At 67.5% G+C, this 14,627-nt stretch carries 14 protein-coding genes; 10 read left to right on the top strand and 4 right to left on the bottom strand.

Annotated elements, in window-relative coordinates; genetic code table 11:
• Positions 1–3: 3 nt before the first annotated feature.
• The 4 genes from VPH43_RS11225 to VPH43_RS11240 all read right to left on the bottom strand — a co-directional run bounded on the left by VPH43_RS11225 (position 4) and on the right by VPH43_RS11240 (position 4,735).
• A complete protein-coding gene (locus VPH43_RS11225; RefSeq protein ID WP_328577777.1) occupies positions 4–936 on the bottom strand; it encodes a glycosyltransferase family 2 protein in 933 nt (310 codons plus the stop codon).
• A gap of 316 nt (positions 937–1,252) precedes the next feature.
• Positions 1,253–1,747, bottom strand: coding sequence for an adenylyltransferase/cytidyltransferase family protein (locus tag VPH43_RS11230; protein ID WP_328577778.1), 495 nt, complete (start codon positions 1,745–1,747; stop codon positions 1,253–1,255).
• Complete coding sequence (gene asnB / locus VPH43_RS11235) at positions 1,738–3,273, bottom strand: asparagine synthase (glutamine-hydrolyzing) (protein ID WP_328577779.1); 1,536 nt, start codon at positions 3,271–3,273, stop codon at positions 1,738–1,740. The genes VPH43_RS11230 and asnB overlap by 10 nt, the downstream gene beginning before the upstream one ends.
• A 7-nt stretch (positions 3,274–3,280) precedes the next feature.
• On the bottom strand, positions 3,281–4,735 hold the full coding sequence (locus VPH43_RS11240) for a CDP-glycerol glycerophosphotransferase family protein (protein WP_328577780.1): 1,455 nt from the start codon (positions 4,733–4,735) through the stop codon (positions 3,281–3,283).
• A gap of 395 nt (positions 4,736–5,130) precedes the next feature.
• Here VPH43_RS11240 and flhD point away from each other — a divergent pair, with 395 nt between their 5' ends.
• The 10 genes from flhD (at position 5,131) to flhB (ending at position 14,564) form a co-directional block, all read left to right on the top strand.
• On the top strand, positions 5,131–5,454 hold the full coding sequence (flhD, locus tag VPH43_RS11245) for a flagellar transcriptional regulator FlhD (RefSeq protein ID WP_328577781.1): 324 nt from the start codon (positions 5,131–5,133) through the stop codon (positions 5,452–5,454).
• 39 nt (positions 5,455–5,493) lie between these two features.
• Entirely contained in the window at positions 5,494–6,030 is a 537-nt protein-coding gene (flhC, locus tag VPH43_RS11250) for a flagellar transcriptional regulator FlhC (RefSeq protein ID WP_328577782.1), read from the top strand.
• 829 nt (positions 6,031–6,859) lie between these two features.
• Entirely contained in the window at positions 6,860–7,726 is an 867-nt protein-coding gene (motA, locus tag VPH43_RS11255) for a flagellar motor stator protein MotA (RefSeq protein WP_328577783.1), read from the top strand.
• 3 nt (positions 7,727–7,729) lie between these two features.
• Positions 7,730–8,713 (top strand): flagellar motor protein MotB, encoded by a 984-nt coding sequence (gene motB, locus VPH43_RS11260; protein WP_328577784.1) that lies wholly within the window; start codon positions 7,730–7,732, stop codon positions 8,711–8,713.
• Between the two features lie 20 nt (positions 8,714–8,733).
• Positions 8,734–9,129: a chemotaxis response regulator CheY gene (gene cheY / locus VPH43_RS11265; RefSeq protein WP_328577785.1), complete on the top strand. Its 396-nt coding sequence runs from the start codon at positions 8,734–8,736 to the stop codon at positions 9,127–9,129.
• 19 nt (positions 9,130–9,148) lie between these two features.
• Positions 9,149–9,781: a protein phosphatase CheZ gene (locus VPH43_RS11270; protein WP_328577786.1), complete on the top strand. Its 633-nt coding sequence runs from the start codon at positions 9,149–9,151 to the stop codon at positions 9,779–9,781.
• A gap of 241 nt (positions 9,782–10,022) precedes the next feature.
• Positions 10,023–10,280: a hypothetical protein gene (locus VPH43_RS11275; protein ID WP_328577787.1), complete on the top strand. Its 258-nt coding sequence runs from the start codon at positions 10,023–10,025 to the stop codon at positions 10,278–10,280.
• 72 nt (positions 10,281–10,352) lie between these two features.
• Positions 10,353–10,961 carry a LysE/ArgO family amino acid transporter gene (locus VPH43_RS11280; RefSeq protein ID WP_328577788.1) on the top strand — a complete coding sequence of 203 codons (609 nt, stop codon included), beginning with the start codon at positions 10,353–10,355 and terminating at the stop codon, positions 10,959–10,961.
• 86 nt (positions 10,962–11,047) lie between these two features.
• A complete protein-coding gene (locus tag VPH43_RS11285; RefSeq protein WP_328577789.1) occupies positions 11,048–13,333 on the top strand; it encodes a hypothetical protein in 2,286 nt (761 codons plus the stop codon).
• Between the two features lie 58 nt (positions 13,334–13,391).
• A complete protein-coding gene (gene flhB / locus VPH43_RS11290) occupies positions 13,392–14,564 on the top strand; it encodes a flagellar biosynthesis protein FlhB (protein ID WP_328577790.1) in 1,173 nt (390 codons plus the stop codon).
• Positions 14,565–14,627 lie beyond the last annotated feature (63 nt).

The raw sequence follows: 14,627 nt of genomic DNA on the forward strand, positions 1-14,627 counted from the left end.
CTTTCAGTGGCGCGCGGCCAGCAGGCTGCGGTAGGCGTCGCGGAACTGCGGCATCGTTTCGCGCAAGCGGCCGGTGTGGGCGTCCACCGCCAGGCGGCTTTGAAATCCTTCCAGCACCGGCAGCTCGCCCTTGCTGGCCTGGTACAGCCCCAAGATCTTGGGCAGCACGGTGTTGAACTGCTCGTCGTTGAGGTTGCCGTTGCACAGCTCCTCGCGGAACACCAGCTCCCATTCGACCGCGCCGAACACATTGGCGGCGGACGACACCTGCCCGCTGTGCAGCCGGAAGCCACCCAGGAATTCGCCCACGCCGGCCGCCAGGCCGTTCTCGGCGATGCCCAGGTACATGGCGATGTCCCAGAGGAACGCCATGTCGAACCGCGCGTAGCGGTTGAAATCGAAATGCGCGATCGCCTCGCGGTCGAACATGGTGAAACTGGGTTCGCCCACGAAGTTGAGGAACTTCGCCATGTTGTCCAGCAGCAGCCGGCGGTCCAGCACAGCGCTACCGTCTTCCGGCAGCACACCATGGCGCCAGCGCAGCGCGCCATGCTCGTCGATCACATCACGCTGGTGCCAGGCCAGCACGCAACGCGGCACGGTCTTCAGCTGGTGCAGCAGCACCTCGGTCGAGCGCTCATACACAAGGTCGTCGTCGTACACAAAACGCGCATAGCGGCCTTTCGCGCGCAGCCACAGGATCATGTGGTTCAGGCGCGGGCTCTTTCCGCTGACCGCATGGTTGGGGATGCGAGTAACGCGCGGGTCGCCTACTTCATCGATCACGGCCTGGATGGCAGGGTCGCCGGAGTTGTCGCCCACCAGGATTTCGAGGTTGGTGTGGGTCTGGTTGACCACTGATTCGAGGGCGGGCTTGAAGTGCTCAGGCTTGAAGGCGGGCATGAGCACCGAGACGAGATCGGGGTGCTGGGTCATGTTCTGTGTCCCACTTCCATGTGGCGTGGGGCGAGGGCGGTGGGTACCCGACCCCGCTCATGTCCCCCGGCTCCGGCTTCGCCGAAGCCTCCTCCTTTACTTCCCGGGGTCGGATACCCACCGCCCTCGGTTCGTTGCATTTGTTTTTTTCCACCGTCGAACAGCCACCGTGGTGGGGGATCGGGACGGTGGGGTGTTCTGCGTAGCGAAGTAAAGGAGGAGGTGACGGCCGCAGGCCGGCGCCGGGGGACATGAGCGCAGCAGAGCACCCCGGCGGCCCGATCGTGCTCCAGCCGATGAAGGACGGCGTGTTCCATCACGCGTTCAACGACGCCGAAGCGGTGCCCAGCGTGGCGGGAAGAGTGAGAGCCTCCGCCGGCTCGACCGCCGCAGATCCTTCATTGCGCAGGCGCTGCAACGTCTGGTTGATGAGGGTGGACGAGGTCGTCTTGGTATAGGGGAAATAGAGGATGCGCACTTCGCGTTCGGCAAAGGCAGCGTCCAGCTGCTTCCACTTGTCGTTCTGGTACCAGTCGTCGCCCACGAACATCACGTTGAACTTGTAGCGCTGCCAGGCGTCCAGCTTGTCCATGGTGTCCTGGGGCACGGCCAGGTCCACGTGGCGGCAGGCGCGCACGACTTCGATGCGTTCCTCGAAGGGAATCACCGCGCGCTTGTTCTTGTATTGCACCAGCTCGTCCACCGTCACGCCGACGATGAGTCGGTCACACAAGGACTTGGCATTGCGCAGGATGTTGAGGTGGCCGATGTGGAACAGGTCGAACACACCGGTTGTGTAGCCTATGACCATGCCAGCTCCTTCAGCACATGGGTCTGGAAGCGGCGGTACTCGTCGTGGCGGTGTACCGCGGGATGGGCCAGCGTGGAAAAACCGATCTTGCGGCGGTTCAACGGGCCGGTGAGCTGGCGGCGTGCGAGAGCGCGGCGCAGCGGGATCTTGGATTCGGTGGCGCTGATCTTTTCCGCTGCCGGCGCGCGATAGCAGTAGTCCACCAGGCGGCGGTCGGCGAAGGGCACGCGCGCTTCCTTGCTGGCGGCCATGGAGGCAAAGTCCATGCGGCGCAGCAGGCCGGGCAGGTGGAAGCTGAAGAAGAAGTCTTCCACCGCGTCGATGGCACTGCGGCCTTCGGTCAGTTCGAGCAGCCAGTCGGTGAAACGGCCGGTGGGCGCCACGTCGGCGGCGTAGCCGTAGCGTTGCAGGAACGCATTCGGGTCAAAGCGCGGGGCCTGCAAGGCCCAGCGGTAAAGGCCGTCGTAGCCGAACATCAGCTCGTCCGCGCCTTCGCCGGTGAGCACCACTTTTTCATCCGGTGCCATCGCGCTGCAGGCGGCGTGGATCAGGGCTTCGTTGGGCAGGCTCAGCGGTTCGCCGCGCAGCTTCGTCAGGTCGCACCAGCGCTGCACCAGCGCGTCGGCGCCCAGGGTCACCTGCACCAGGTCGCGTTGCAGTGCTTGCGCGGTGTCGGCAGCGGCGTCGAATTCATTGGCTTCAGCCAGGCCCACCGAATAGGTGCGCTGCACCTGCGACATCGCCACGATCACCGCGCTGTCGATGCCGCCGGACAGCAGCGCGGTGTTGCGCACGTCGCTGGTCTCGTGCTCGCGCACCACGCTGTGCAGCAGCTCTTCGAAGCCGTTGTCGCTGAAGCGGTCGTTGTGTTGTTCCAGCCGCCAGAAGCGGCGCTGGCTGCCGGCGCTGCGCACCAGCTGGCCGGGCAGCACCTCGCGCACCTCGGCAAAGAAGGAGCGGCCGGGCACCGGGCGGCGCAGCAGCTTCCACTCCTGCAGCGATTGCAGGTCGGGCGCATCGCCCACCAGCGCCGCCACCGTGGCCGGCTCCGACGCCAGCACCGCCAGCTCGCGGCTGCGGTGCAGGTACAGCGGCTTGATGCCCAGCGCATCGCGCGCGGCCAGCCAGCGGCCGCTGTGGCTGTCGTGGATGACGAAGGCGAACATGCCTTCGAGCTCGTCGATGAAGGCTTCGCCGCGGGCCGCAAAACCTTCCAGCAGCACCTCGGTGTCGCTGCCGGTCTGCAGCTGCAGGCCGTGGCGTTGCTGCAGCGCGCGGAAGTTGTAGATCTCGCCGTTGAAGACGATGCTGTAGCGGCCGTTGCGCGACACCATCGGCTGGTCAGCGCGCGGTGTCGGGTCCATGATCGCCAGGCGGTTGTGGCCCAGGTGGATGCGGCCTTCGTCCAGCGTCACCAGGCGTTGGGCGTCCGGCCCGCGCCAGCGCTGGCGGTCCAGCGCGCGTTCGGCCAGGCGCGCAGGGATGCGCGTGGGGTCGTGCTGGGCGATGAAGAGGATGCCGCACATGGTGAATTCAGCGGCTGAGGGCCAGTTCCACTTCGCTGGCGATCAGCTCGGCCACGCGCTGCGCGGACTCGCCGTCCAGGGTGTCGAAGGTGTTGGCGGCCAGACGCTGGCGCGCGTGGCGGTAGCTGTCCTTGGCGCCTGTGCGGGCCAGTTCACGGGCCAGCGCCGGTGCGTCGCTCAGCACCGGCCCGGGCAGCTCGGCCAACCGGCCGTCGAACAGCTTGCGCGAATGCTGCACATAGCTCTCGTGGTCGGGGCGGAACAGCAGAATGGGCCGGTCCACATGCAGGTAGTCGAAGATCAGTGACGAGTAGTCGGTGATCAGCGCGCTGCTGCGCGCCAGCAGCGGATAGATGTCGGTGCGCGGCTGCACGAAGGTGACGGTGGGCAGCGCGGCGGCGAGTTCATGCACCTGCGGTGCTTCCACCGGGTGCAGGTTGACCAGCAGGCAGTCACCGCGTGCGGCCACCGCCTGCGCCACATTGCCCAGCCCGGCGCTCAGCAGCCACTTGCCGCGGTTGGCGTCGCGGAAGGTGGGCGCGTACACGTAAACGCGGCGGCCCTTGGCCAGGGTGTCGGCAGCGCGCTGGTAGGCCACCGGGTCCACGTTGGCCAGGTCGGCACCGGCGGGCTCGCGGTGCAGCACGTCGTTGCGCGGGTAGCCGATGGGCGCATAACGCTCGAAGGCCAGCCAGCGGCGCCAGTCGGCTTCATTGCCGGCGCTGGTGCCCACGAAGCTGGCGAAGTGGCCGCAGGTGTTGAGCACGCGGGCCAGGTGCGGCCCGAGCGCTCGGCCGGGCGGCAGGTTGCGGAAACCGATTTCCTTGATGGACAGGCCGTGCCACAGCTGCACCTGGCGGGCGCCGGCCATCAGCGCTGCGGCGAAGGGGTTGGGGTTCAGGAAGTGGTCGGTCAGCACCACCGTGGCGGCGGACAGCGCCACATGCAGGTGGTCCGGCGTCCAGTCGGTGTAGGCGGCGGGCAGGCAGTCACCGCCCAGGCTGGTGACCAGGCGCTGCTGGTCGGCGTTGTACGGCAGCCACCAGCAGGCGATGCCCAGCGCGGCGGCGCGTTCGCGGAAGGCCGCCCAGGCGTACTTGACGTTGTCGCCGAAGAAGGTGGTGCCCACGAAGACGACGCAGCGCTCCTTGGGGTGCATGCGCGACACGTTGGCGAAGTCGCGGCAGCTGCGCTCCACGGTGAGCTGCTGCTCCAGCTCCTTCACCTTGGTGTGCAAGGCCGTGATCTGGGCCAGCTCGGGCGCCGGTGCGACCACCGCCTGCTGGGCCGCTTTGACCTCCAGCAGGGCGTCCACCAGCTGGTCGATCGCGGCGCTCATCTGGCCGCCGAAATCCTCCACCTGGGCCAGGCGCTGCTGCAGCTCCGCCAGGGTGTCGGCCTGCGGCTGCAGGGCCAGGGGCAGGGCGGGCGCGGTGTGGTGCGCAGTGCTGGGCAAGGACATGGTGGTGGCGTGCGGCGAGCGCCCACGAAGGGCAGGGTGCGGGCCAGTGTAGGAACGGGCCTTTGTGCACGAAGCCTTGAAAAACCGAGCGAAACGCGGCCAGTTGCCGGCCGCCGCCGCCGCGCCGATGTGGGAGCCGGAAGTGCCATGAATGTCACGGTCTGTCACCTCCGGCCACCGGCCGTCACTTTCGCGGCCGTGAAACAACGCACGAATCACCCGCCATTTCCGACCCGATGTAGGAATTTGCCTGACAAGGGGTACCGAAAAAGATGGACTCAAGCGACGGAAATGGGCTGATGTTTCCGGACTGTTGCTGTCTTCAGAATCCGTTCCACGCTGAACCGAAACGCAGCCAACGCCGACGCAACAACGAGCCAACAAGGAACAAGCCCATGAACACCGACCAGATCCTCGCCGAGATCCGCGAAGCCAACCTGTCCTACCTGATGCTGGCCCAGAGCCTGATCCGTGCGGACCGTGACCAGGCGCTGTACCGGCTGGGTGTGTCGGAAGAAACGGCGAACATGATCGGCATGCTCACCCCCGCCCAGATGATGAAGATCGCCTCCGGCAACACGCTGCTGTGCCGCTTCCGCATGGACGACGACATCGTGTGGAGCCTGCTCACCAGCCACGGCAAGAGCGCCGCCAACGAAAGCGTGTCCCGCCTGCATGCCAGCATCCTGATGGCCGGCCGCCATCAAGAAGCAGCCTGATCCTCAAGAACAGTCCAGAAGCAGTACAGGAGACACACCATGCGCCAGAAGAGCATCCTCACCGAAGCCAAGCAGATCGACCGGGCCGTCACGCTCATCAAGCTGGGCGCCCGCCTGCAAGTGCTGGAGTCGGAGACGGACCTCTCCTATGAGCGCCTGCTGCGCCTGTACAAGGAAGTCAGCGGCAAGAGCCCCAGCAAGGGCCAGCTGCCGTTTTCCACCGACTGGTTCATGACCTGGCAGCCCAACATCCACGCCAGCCTGTTCCTGAACATCCACGAATACCTGAACAAGGCCGCCGAGATCGACGAGATCGACACCGTCATCAAGGCCTACCAGCTCTATATCGAGCAGACCCAGGCCCAGAGCCTGGAGCCGCTGCTGTCCGTCACCCGCGCCTGGCGCCTGGTGAAGTTCATCGACAACGGCATGTTGACGATGACCAAGTGTTCCAAGTGCGGCGGCCACTTCGTGACCCATCCGCACGAGATCGCCAAACATTTTGTGTGCGGAATGTGCAATCCGCCCGCTCGCGCCGGCAAAGGCAAGGCGGCTGGCTCGCTTTGCCTGCACTGATGGCTTAAGTTTCTTGTGGGCGTGTCGATAACACGCTCAGGTTTGTAGTGTTCTTGCTTGTCTCCTCCTGGCACAACCCCTGTGCTTTTCCAACGGGCCATTCGTGGCCCGTTTTTCTTTTTTGGTCGGTGCTTTGCGCCTGCGGCGCTGGCTGGGTTTGCGCTTTGCGGGAGAGCCCGCCGGTCGCGCCCGGCCGGCGGTCACTTTCTTCTGCTGGCTCAGAAGAAAGTAACCAAAGAAGAGAGCCTGGAAATCCAACATCCGATTTCGCTCCCTCACGCCGGTAGGGGGTCCGGTTTTCTGGAGGACCGCTCGGACGCGAGAGACCCGAGGCCACTTGTGACGGGCGCCTTGGCTTGTGTGCAGCGCGCGCTGGACCGCTTTCCAGCCTCCGTGTGCGGGCGCTTCGCTGCGCTCGCTCGGACATGGCATGCGGAGGCTGGCTGGTGGTCCAGTGACAGGCCGGGTCGATGTGCCTGGCAGGTGCGAAGTGGCCTCGGGTCTGCGGCAATGTCAGCGTGCTTCCCGAAAACCGGGCCCCGATACGGTGTCAGCGAACCTGATCGGATGTTGGTATTCGAAGGCTCTTCTCTTGGTTACTTCTCTTGAGCCAGCAAGAGAAGTAACCGCCGGCCGGGCGCGACCGGCGGGCTCTCCCGCAAAGCGCAAACCCAGCCAGCGCCGCAGGCGCACCCCCCCAGAGAAAAGAACTGCCGGTGCAAACGGCCCCTGATGCGCCGACCGCGCAACCCAAGTCCACAGGACACTCAAGACCACTTTGCCGGGGCCGATAAGCCCCAAGACAGCTCCCTTTCCCCCCCCCCACCACATGTTCGTCATCATCGGCTGGGTCGTCGCCATGGTCTGCGTGTTCGGCGTGTTCATCGCCCACGGCGGGAACATCGGCGTCGTTCTGCACGCGCTCCCGTTCGAGATCACCACCATCATGGGCGCGGCGCTCGGCGCCTTCATCGCCACCAACCAGCCCAAGGTGCTGAAGGCGGCGGGCAAGGGCCTGGGCGCCTGCTTCAAGGGCAGCAAGTACACCAAGGCACGCTACATGGAGCTGATGGCGCTCATGTATGACGTGCTGCAGAAGGCGCGCAAGGAAGGCCTGATGTCCATCGAGAAGGACGTCGAGGAACCGCACGAGTCGCCGCTGTTCAAGAAGTACGACACCATCGGCAACGACCACCATGTGGTGGAGTTCATCACCGACTACCTGCGCATGATGGTCTCGGGCAACCTCAACGCGCACGAGATCGAGTCGCTGATGGACAGCGAGATCGACACCCACCACCATGAATTGCACGCGCCCGTGGCCGCGCTGCAGCGCCTGGCCGGCGGCCTGCCAGCCTTCGGCATCGTGGCCGCGGTGCTGGGCGTGGTGAACACCATGGGCTCGGTGGGCCAGCCGCCGCAGGTGCTGGGCGCGATGATCGGCTCCGCGCTGGTGGGCACCTTCCTCGGCATCCTGCTGAGCTACGGCTTCTTCGAGCCGCTGGCGGGCCTGCTGGAGCAGAAGGTGGATGAAAGCTCCAAGGAGCTGCAGTGCATCAAGACCACCCTGCTGGCCAGCATGCAGGGTTATGCGCCCCAGGTGGCGGTGGAGTTCGGACGCAAGGTGCTGTATTCCACCGAGCGGCCCACCTTCATCGAGCTGGAAAGCCACGTCAAGGGCAAGAAACCGGCATAGGCCATGGCAGGCGACAGCAAGAAACTCCAGCCGATCATCGTCAAGAAGATCAAGAAGGGCGGCCATGCGCACCATGGCGGCGCCTGGAAGATCGCCTATGCCGACTTCGTGACGGCGATGATGGCCTTCTTCCTGCTGATGTGGCTGCTGGGCTCCACCACTGAGGGTGACAAGAAGGGCATTGCGGACTACTTCAGTTCGCCGCTGAAGATCGCGCTGCTGTCCAGCGGCTCGGGCGCCGGCGATTCGAGCCACGTGGTCAAGGGCGGCGGCCAGGACCTGACGCGCACCACCGGCCAGGTCAAGCGCGGCGAGGTGGCCGCCGACCGCGCCGCCGTGAACATCAAGGCGCTGAAGGCCGAGCAGATCCGCGCCGAGATCGCGCGCCTGGAAGACCTGAAGAAGAAGGTCGAACAGAAGGTGCGCGCCAACTCCAAGCTGGCGCCCATCAGCTCGCAGATCCGGCTGGACATGACGGCCGACGGCCTGCGCATCCAGATCGTGGACGAGCTGAACCGGCCGATGTTCGATTCCGGCAGCGCCATCGTCAAACCCTACATGCGCGAGCTGCTGCGCGAGATCGGCAACGTGCTGGTCGAGGTGCCGAACCGGCTCACGCTCGAAGGCCACACCGATGCGCAGCCGTTTTCGGCCGGCGAGCGCGGCTACAGCAACTGGGAGCTGTCGGCCGACCGGGCCAATGCCTCGCGGCGCGAGCTGCTGGCCGGCGGCCTGCCCGACGACCGGGTGCTGCGGGTGCAGGGCCTGGCCTCCAGCAGCCTGTTCGACCGCGCCGACCCGCTCAACCCGGTGAACCGGCGCATCAGCATCATCGTGATGAACCGCGAAGCCGAAGAACGCTTCTTCCACACCCCGGCGGAAACGGCGGCCGAGGCTGCGTCCGCCCCGGCTGCCGCGGCGTCGGCAATGGTGGACATCGTGCCTCAAGTTCGACCCCAACTCACCGATAACCTGCGCAAGCCTTGAGCCAGAAGGACGCTGCTGCCATGAACCCCACCGACCTGAAATTCCTGATCGTCGACGACTTTTCCACCATGCGCCGCATCGTGCGCGGCCTGCTGAAGGAAATGGGCTGCAACAACGCGGACGAAGCCGAAGACGGCGCGATCGCGCTGAACATGCTCAAGGCCCAGAAGTTCGACTTCGTGGTCAGCGACATCAACATGCCCAACATGAACGGCTTCGACCTGCTGAAGGCCATCAAGGCCGACGACAGCCTGAAGCACCTGCCGGTGCTGATGGTCACCGCCGAAGCGCGCAAGGAAGACATCGTGCTCGCGGCGCAGAGTGGCGCAGCCGGCTACATCGTCAAGCCCTTCACCAAGGCCACCTTGGAAGAGAAGGTGCAGAAGATCATGCAGAAGCTGGCGACCCCCGCCTGAGCCCCGGAAGGACCACAACATGAAGATGGACGACCTCGCCACGCTGGCGCCGGAAATGGCCGCTCAGGCCTCGCCCGAGATCTTTCAGCAGCTGGGGCACATCACCCGCCAGCTGCATGACACGCTCAACCAGCTGGGCGTGATGCCCAAGCTGCAGGCGGCCGCCGACGGCCTGCCGGATGCGCGCAGTCGTCTGTCCTACATCGCCAAGAAGACCGGCGAGGCCGCCGACAAGGTGCTCAATTCGGTGGACCAGGCCAAGGTGGACCACCAGCACATCGCCGCCGAAACCCGCCGCATGGCGCAGGCCATCGTGGCCGACCCGGTGAAGGCCGTGGCCTCGGGCGCGGTGCTGAACTTCGTGGCCGACGTGGAAAAGTCCACCGCCCGCATCGACCAGCACCTCACCGACATCATGATGGCGCAGGACTTCCACGACCTCACCGGCCAGGTGGTGGCCAAGGTGGTGTCGCTGGCCACCGACCTGGAGGACAGCCTGGTCAAGCTGCTGGTGCAGGCCGCGCCGCCCGAGCAGGCCAAGAAGGTGGAAGAGACCTTGCTGCACGGCCCCGTGGTCAACCCCGAAGGCCGCACCGACGTCGTGCAGAACCAGGGCGAGGTCGACGACCTGCTCGCCAGCCTCGGCTTCTGAGCTGCGTGCCCGCAACGGCGGCCCGCGCGGTCGCCGTTGCCACGTCCGGCCCGTGACATGCTTCACGCCGGATACATCCGATTTCAGAACAACCCTCCAGAAACGGCGTATATCGACCGATAGCCCTGTCATGTCCGCCGTCCGGCGGGAGAGGGCCATGACAAGCATTTCGCCAAGCAGCAACAGTCCGTGGATGGTGCAACTGCGCACCCACCCACTGGGCTGCGCTTGCATGCAATGCATGCCCGAACTGATGAAGCCGGCCGAGCCGTCACCGGCCGACGCCGCCCAGGCCACCGAGGACGCACAGGCGTCGCCGGATGCAAGCGCGGGTGCCAAGGGCGCAGGTGCTGCCGCAACGGCCAGCGGGGCAGCGGGCCATGCGAGCACCGCATCGCTCCCGGACCCGGCCTCGCCGGTCTACACCAACCCGGCCACCACGCCCGGGCAGCACACCTCGTCACCACCGACCGGGTCGCACCTCAGCGTGCGCGCCTGAAGCGCCGCTAATCACACCGCAGAGTTGCGAATGTCGCTTCGGTGGCCGCCACGGCCTGCCGAGAATGCGCCCATGGTGTCAACGTCGTATCTGCAGGGCCTGGGGCTGGGCGCGGGCCTCATCATGGCCATCGGCGCGCAGAACGCGCACGTGCTGCGCATGGGGCTGCGGCGCGAGCATGTGGCGCTCACCGTGGCGGCCTGCGTGGCGGTGGACGTGTTGCTCATCGTGGTGGGTGTCGCGGGGCTGGGCGCGCTGATCGAAGGTTCGCCCTGGGCGCTGCGCGCGGCGCGCTGGGGCGGCGCGGCCTTCCTGCTGGCGTATGGCCTGCGCGCCTGGCACCAGGCCTGGCGCGGCGGCCAGCTGGCGGTTCAGCCGCCGCAGGGGGCACGCGGCTCCTGGCGCGGCGCCTTGCTCACCGTGCTGGCCCTGTCGCTGCTGAACCCGCATGTGTACCTGGACACCGTGGTGCTGCTCGGCTCCGTCGGGGCCCAGCAGCCCGCGGCCCAGCGCCCCGGTTTTGCGGCCGGCGCCGCCACCGCGTCGCTGCTGTGGTTTGTGGCGCTGGGCTTTGGCGCGCGGGTGCTGGCACCGCTGTTCGCGCGGCCGGTGGCGTGGCGGGTGCTGGACGTCCTGGTGGGCATGGTGATGGTGAGCCTGGCGGTGGCGCTGGTCGCCTGAACTTCCAGGGCGCGGCCGCGCTTTTCGGGCGACCGCCGGCCCCTGGCTTTGCCAACATGGCACGGTTGGTATTGCTGGAGGCTTGTGTGGCCGCTTCCCCTGCCGTTGTTTCCGTGGCCACCGTGCCGCGCGCCGCTGCGCCGGCCTTTGCCCGCTGCGAGCGCCTCGACGCGCACTTCAACGCCCTGGCGCAGGGGCCCGCCACTGAAGCCGTGCTGCGCCACCTGCTGGTGCATGTGGAGGCGGCACTGCATCCGCTGGACCGCGTGGCGCTGTACGACGCACTCGCGGCCGTCGTGCGCGCGCTCGATGCCCAGGTGCTGCACGCGGCCACCGCCCTGTTCGATGGACGCTTTCGCGCGCTGCTGCGCTGGTTGGGCGCGGCCGGCGGCGCGGTCGAAGAGATCGCCTGGGCGCACCTCGAAGGCGCGGACAACCGGGTGTTCTGCCCCGATGCCGCGTTTGTACTGCGTTGGCTCGATCGCCATGGGGCCGCCACGCCGAGCCTGCAGCTGGCGGCCATCCGCGCGCGTGTGGCGGGCCAGGGCTGGGGTGCGCTGGCGCAGGACCAGCAGGTGCTGGCCGAACAGCAGCTGTGCCTGGCGCTGGCACAGGACGGTGGCGCACTCGCAGCGCCCGCCTTGTGCATCGCCTTCGAGCTGGCCGTGGTGGCCGGCAGCGAGCAGGCGGCGCTGGGCCTGCTGGCCACGTGTGTGCAGGCCGGTGCCCATGCGGGCCTGCGCCCGGCCCTGCTGCGTGCCTGGCTGGAAGCCGATGGCGCCGGCTTGCCGCTGGCGCTCCAGGCGCCGCTGCAGGTCCAGTGGTTGCGGCCCTCGGCCTTGCACCAGCCCGCCTATCGCGCCGCGCTCATCGCCTCGCTGCAACGGCCGGCGGTGCGCTCGCGCTGCGTGGTGCTGGACGCGCTGCTCCCACAGCCTGCGACACCTGTGCAACCCGAGGCCAGGGCGGCCTGGCGCGCGCTGGCGCAGCTGGATGGGGTGTACGCCGCAGCCGACGCCGGCGAGCCCGTGGCCGCCGCTGCGGCAGCCTTGCTCGGCGGCACCACGCTCGCACCGGCGGCGGTGGCGGCCTTGCAGCGCCGTTGCGCGCTGGAAGCCATCGACCAGGGCGATCCGCATGCCGCCGGTGTGGCGCTGGCTGCCGCCCGCGCTGCGATCGGTGATGCGCAGGATGCCGCCGTTCTGCAGCAGCTGCTGCTGGCCATCGATGAGGCGGTGGTGCGTGCTGCCGCCGCATCGGCCGGCCTGCCGCAGGACGCCGCCTGGACGGCCACGCGCTGGCAGGACGAAGCGCCGCTGTGGCGCGCGCTGGCCGAGGGCGCGCATGAGCACCTGCGGCCGATGGCGGCCTACCAGCTGGCGCGGCTGTACACCGACGGCAGCTGGGTGCCCTGCACCACCCACAAGACACAGCAGCTGCAGGCCGCGCAAGCCCTGTGGACCGAACTCGCGGGCCACCCGGCGTATGCCGCGCTGGCGCAGCGACGGCTCGCCAGCCCGAGCTGGCAGCTGATGGTGCAGGCCGAAGTGCGCGATGCCGGCCGCCCGCACTTGTGGGTGCCATGCGCCGACCCCGCTGCCCGGCGCCTGCTGATCGTGTTCTCGTGCGTGGACAGCCATCACGGCTACACCCAGGTGAATGCCCTGGCGCGGCAGATGCAGGACCACCACCTGCTTTTCATCAACAACCCGGAGCTCAACTGGTACAGCGACGCGGTGTTCGACGACGTGGCCGCACTCATCGAGGCCCGGGTGCTGCCGCGTTTTGCGCGCGAGGACGTGAGCTGCTACTTCGGCAGCATGGGCGGCCATGCGGCGCTGAAGTTCGCGCTGCACTTCGGCTTCCAGGCACTGGTGTTCAACCCGCAGGTGGACCTGGCGCTGTGGGCCGCCTTCCGCCCGCAACAGCGTGCGTTGCTGCTGGCCGCGCAGGCCCATGCCGATGTGCAGCAAGCAGCGGTGGCGCAGTTCGAGCAGTCCCCGGTGTGCTATTTCGTGGGCAGCAGCATCGCTGACCGCGAGGCGTTTTCGCTCTGGCTGGCGCAGGTGCGCACCTGCCGCCATGGCAGCTTCATCGTGGAGAAGCGGCCCGACCCGCACCATGCCGGCCTGATCGCCCGCGTGGCGCCGCGTGGCGGCACGGTGCCCTTGCTGCAGCGCTCGCTGGAGCGGCTGCGCGAGCTGCGCGCGGTGGATGTGCCGCATTCGCATGCCGAGGTGCCGGCGGCCCTGCTGCCGCGCTGGTGGCAGCAACTCGACCATGCTGCCGCGCTCAAGGTCGAGATCCTGATCCGCGAAGGCCGGGTCTATCTGGCCGATTCCAACGCCATCGGCAGCCTGCCGCTGGCCTGAAACACCACGCTTTTTGACCCACCGCATCGGCGTGCGCTGGGAACAATCCTGATCCACCATGGCCGACGCCGACCGCCACTTACCGCCGACCGAGAAAAAGCTGCGCAAGGCGCGGGCCGACGGCCAGGTGCCGCGCTCGCGCGACCTGTCGCACTTTGCCGCGGTGGCGGCCTGCGGCGGCATGCTGGTGGCTTTTGCCCCGCGCCTGGGTGGCTGGCTGCGGGACCTGATGGCCGAGGCGCTGCGCTTCGATGCACAGGCCCTGCAAAGTGCTGACGTGATGACCGACCGGCTCGGCCCGCTGGTGGCCAAGATGCTGATGGTGGTGCTGCCGCTGGGCGGCGTGATGGCCGCGGTGGCGGTGGCCTCGGGTGTGCTGTCGGGTGGCTGGAACTGGACCATGAAGCCGCTGGCGCCGCAGTTCGGCAAGCTCAATCCGCTGAAGGGCGTGCAGAACCTGGTGTCGCGCCAGCACCTGCTGGGCACCTTGAAGGCGGTGCTGCTGGCCGTTGTGCTGGGCACCATCGGTGCGCTGTACCTGAATGCGAAGCTGGCGGTGTTCACCGACGCGCTGGCGCTGCCGCTGCCGCAGGCGTTTGCGCATGTGCTGCAGTCGCTGCAGGGCGGGCTGGCGCTGATCGTGATCGCCCTGGCGCTGTTTGCCCTGATCGATGTGCCCTTGCAGCGCCACCTCTGGAAGGACAGGCTCAAGATGAGCCATCAAGAGGTGAAGCAGGAGCACAAGGAGACCGAGGGCAACGTGGAGGTCAAGGCCAAGGTGCGCGCGCGCATGCGCGAGCTGGTCAAGCGCCGCATGATCGCCGCCGTGCCCCAGGCCGACCTGGTGGTGATGAACCCGACCCACTATGCGGTGGCGCTGAAGTACGACGACAAGACCATGGGCGCGCCGCGCGTGGTGGCCAAAGGTGCCGACCTGCTGGCGATGAAGATCCGCGACGTCGCGCGCGAGGCCAAGGTGCCGGTGCTGCAGGCGCCGCCGCTGGCACGGGCCCTGTACGCCCATGCGGAGATCGACCGCGAGATCCCGGCCGCGCTGTTCGGTGCGGTGGCGCAGGTGCTGGCTTATGTGTACCAGCTGCGTGCCGCACTGCAGGGCCGCGCCAGGGCACCGGGCGAGCTGCCCACCCTGCAGGTGCCGGACGAACTCGACCCGCACCATCCCAAGGCCGCGGCCGCCACGGCGGCCGATGCGGACCTCGACGACGCGTAAGAACGCCTGCACCCCCAAAAGAGGGTGCAGCCCTGGGGCATTTGCACTCCAGTCGGTGCGCGG

This window comes from Ideonella sp. BN130291 (assembly GCF_036231905.1).
In the GTDB taxonomy this organism is placed as follows: domain Bacteria; phylum Pseudomonadota; class Gammaproteobacteria; order Burkholderiales; family Burkholderiaceae_C; genus CAMLIZ01.

Bases quoted from the DNA above. Each gene is read 5' to 3' on its own strand.
- VPH43_RS11275 (WP_328577787.1), top strand. From the start codon at position 10,023: ATGCCCGAACTGATGAAGCCGGCCGAGCCGTCACCGGCCGACGCCGCC.
- VPH43_RS11240 (WP_328577780.1), bottom strand. From the start codon at position 4,735: ATGTCCTTGCCCAGCACTGCGCACCACACCGCGCCCGCCCTGCCCCTG.
- cheY (WP_328577785.1), top strand. From the start codon at position 8,734: ATGAACCCCACCGACCTGAAATTCCTGATCGTCGACGACTTTTCCACC.
- asnB (WP_328577779.1), bottom strand. From the start codon at position 3,273: ATGTGCGGCATCCTCTTCATCGCCCAGCACGACCCCACGCGCATCCCT.
- flhC (WP_328577782.1), top strand. From the start codon at position 5,494: ATGCGCCAGAAGAGCATCCTCACCGAAGCCAAGCAGATCGACCGGGCC.
- VPH43_RS11225 (WP_328577777.1), bottom strand. From the start codon at position 936: ATGACCCAGCACCCCGATCTCGTCTCGGTGCTCATGCCCGCCTTCAAG.
- VPH43_RS11230 (WP_328577778.1), bottom strand. From the start codon at position 1,747: ATGGTCATAGGCTACACAACCGGTGTGTTCGACCTGTTCCACATCGGC.
- motA (WP_328577783.1), top strand. From the start codon at position 6,860: ATGTTCGTCATCATCGGCTGGGTCGTCGCCATGGTCTGCGTGTTCGGC.
- motB (WP_328577784.1), top strand. From the start codon at position 7,730: ATGGCAGGCGACAGCAAGAAACTCCAGCCGATCATCGTCAAGAAGATC.
- VPH43_RS11270 (WP_328577786.1), top strand. From the start codon at position 9,149: ATGAAGATGGACGACCTCGCCACGCTGGCGCCGGAAATGGCCGCTCAG.
- flhB (WP_328577790.1), top strand. From the start codon at position 13,392: ATGGCCGACGCCGACCGCCACTTACCGCCGACCGAGAAAAAGCTGCGC.
- flhD (WP_328577781.1), top strand. From the start codon at position 5,131: ATGAACACCGACCAGATCCTCGCCGAGATCCGCGAAGCCAACCTGTCC.
- VPH43_RS11280 (WP_328577788.1), top strand. From the start codon at position 10,353: ATGGTGTCAACGTCGTATCTGCAGGGCCTGGGGCTGGGCGCGGGCCTC.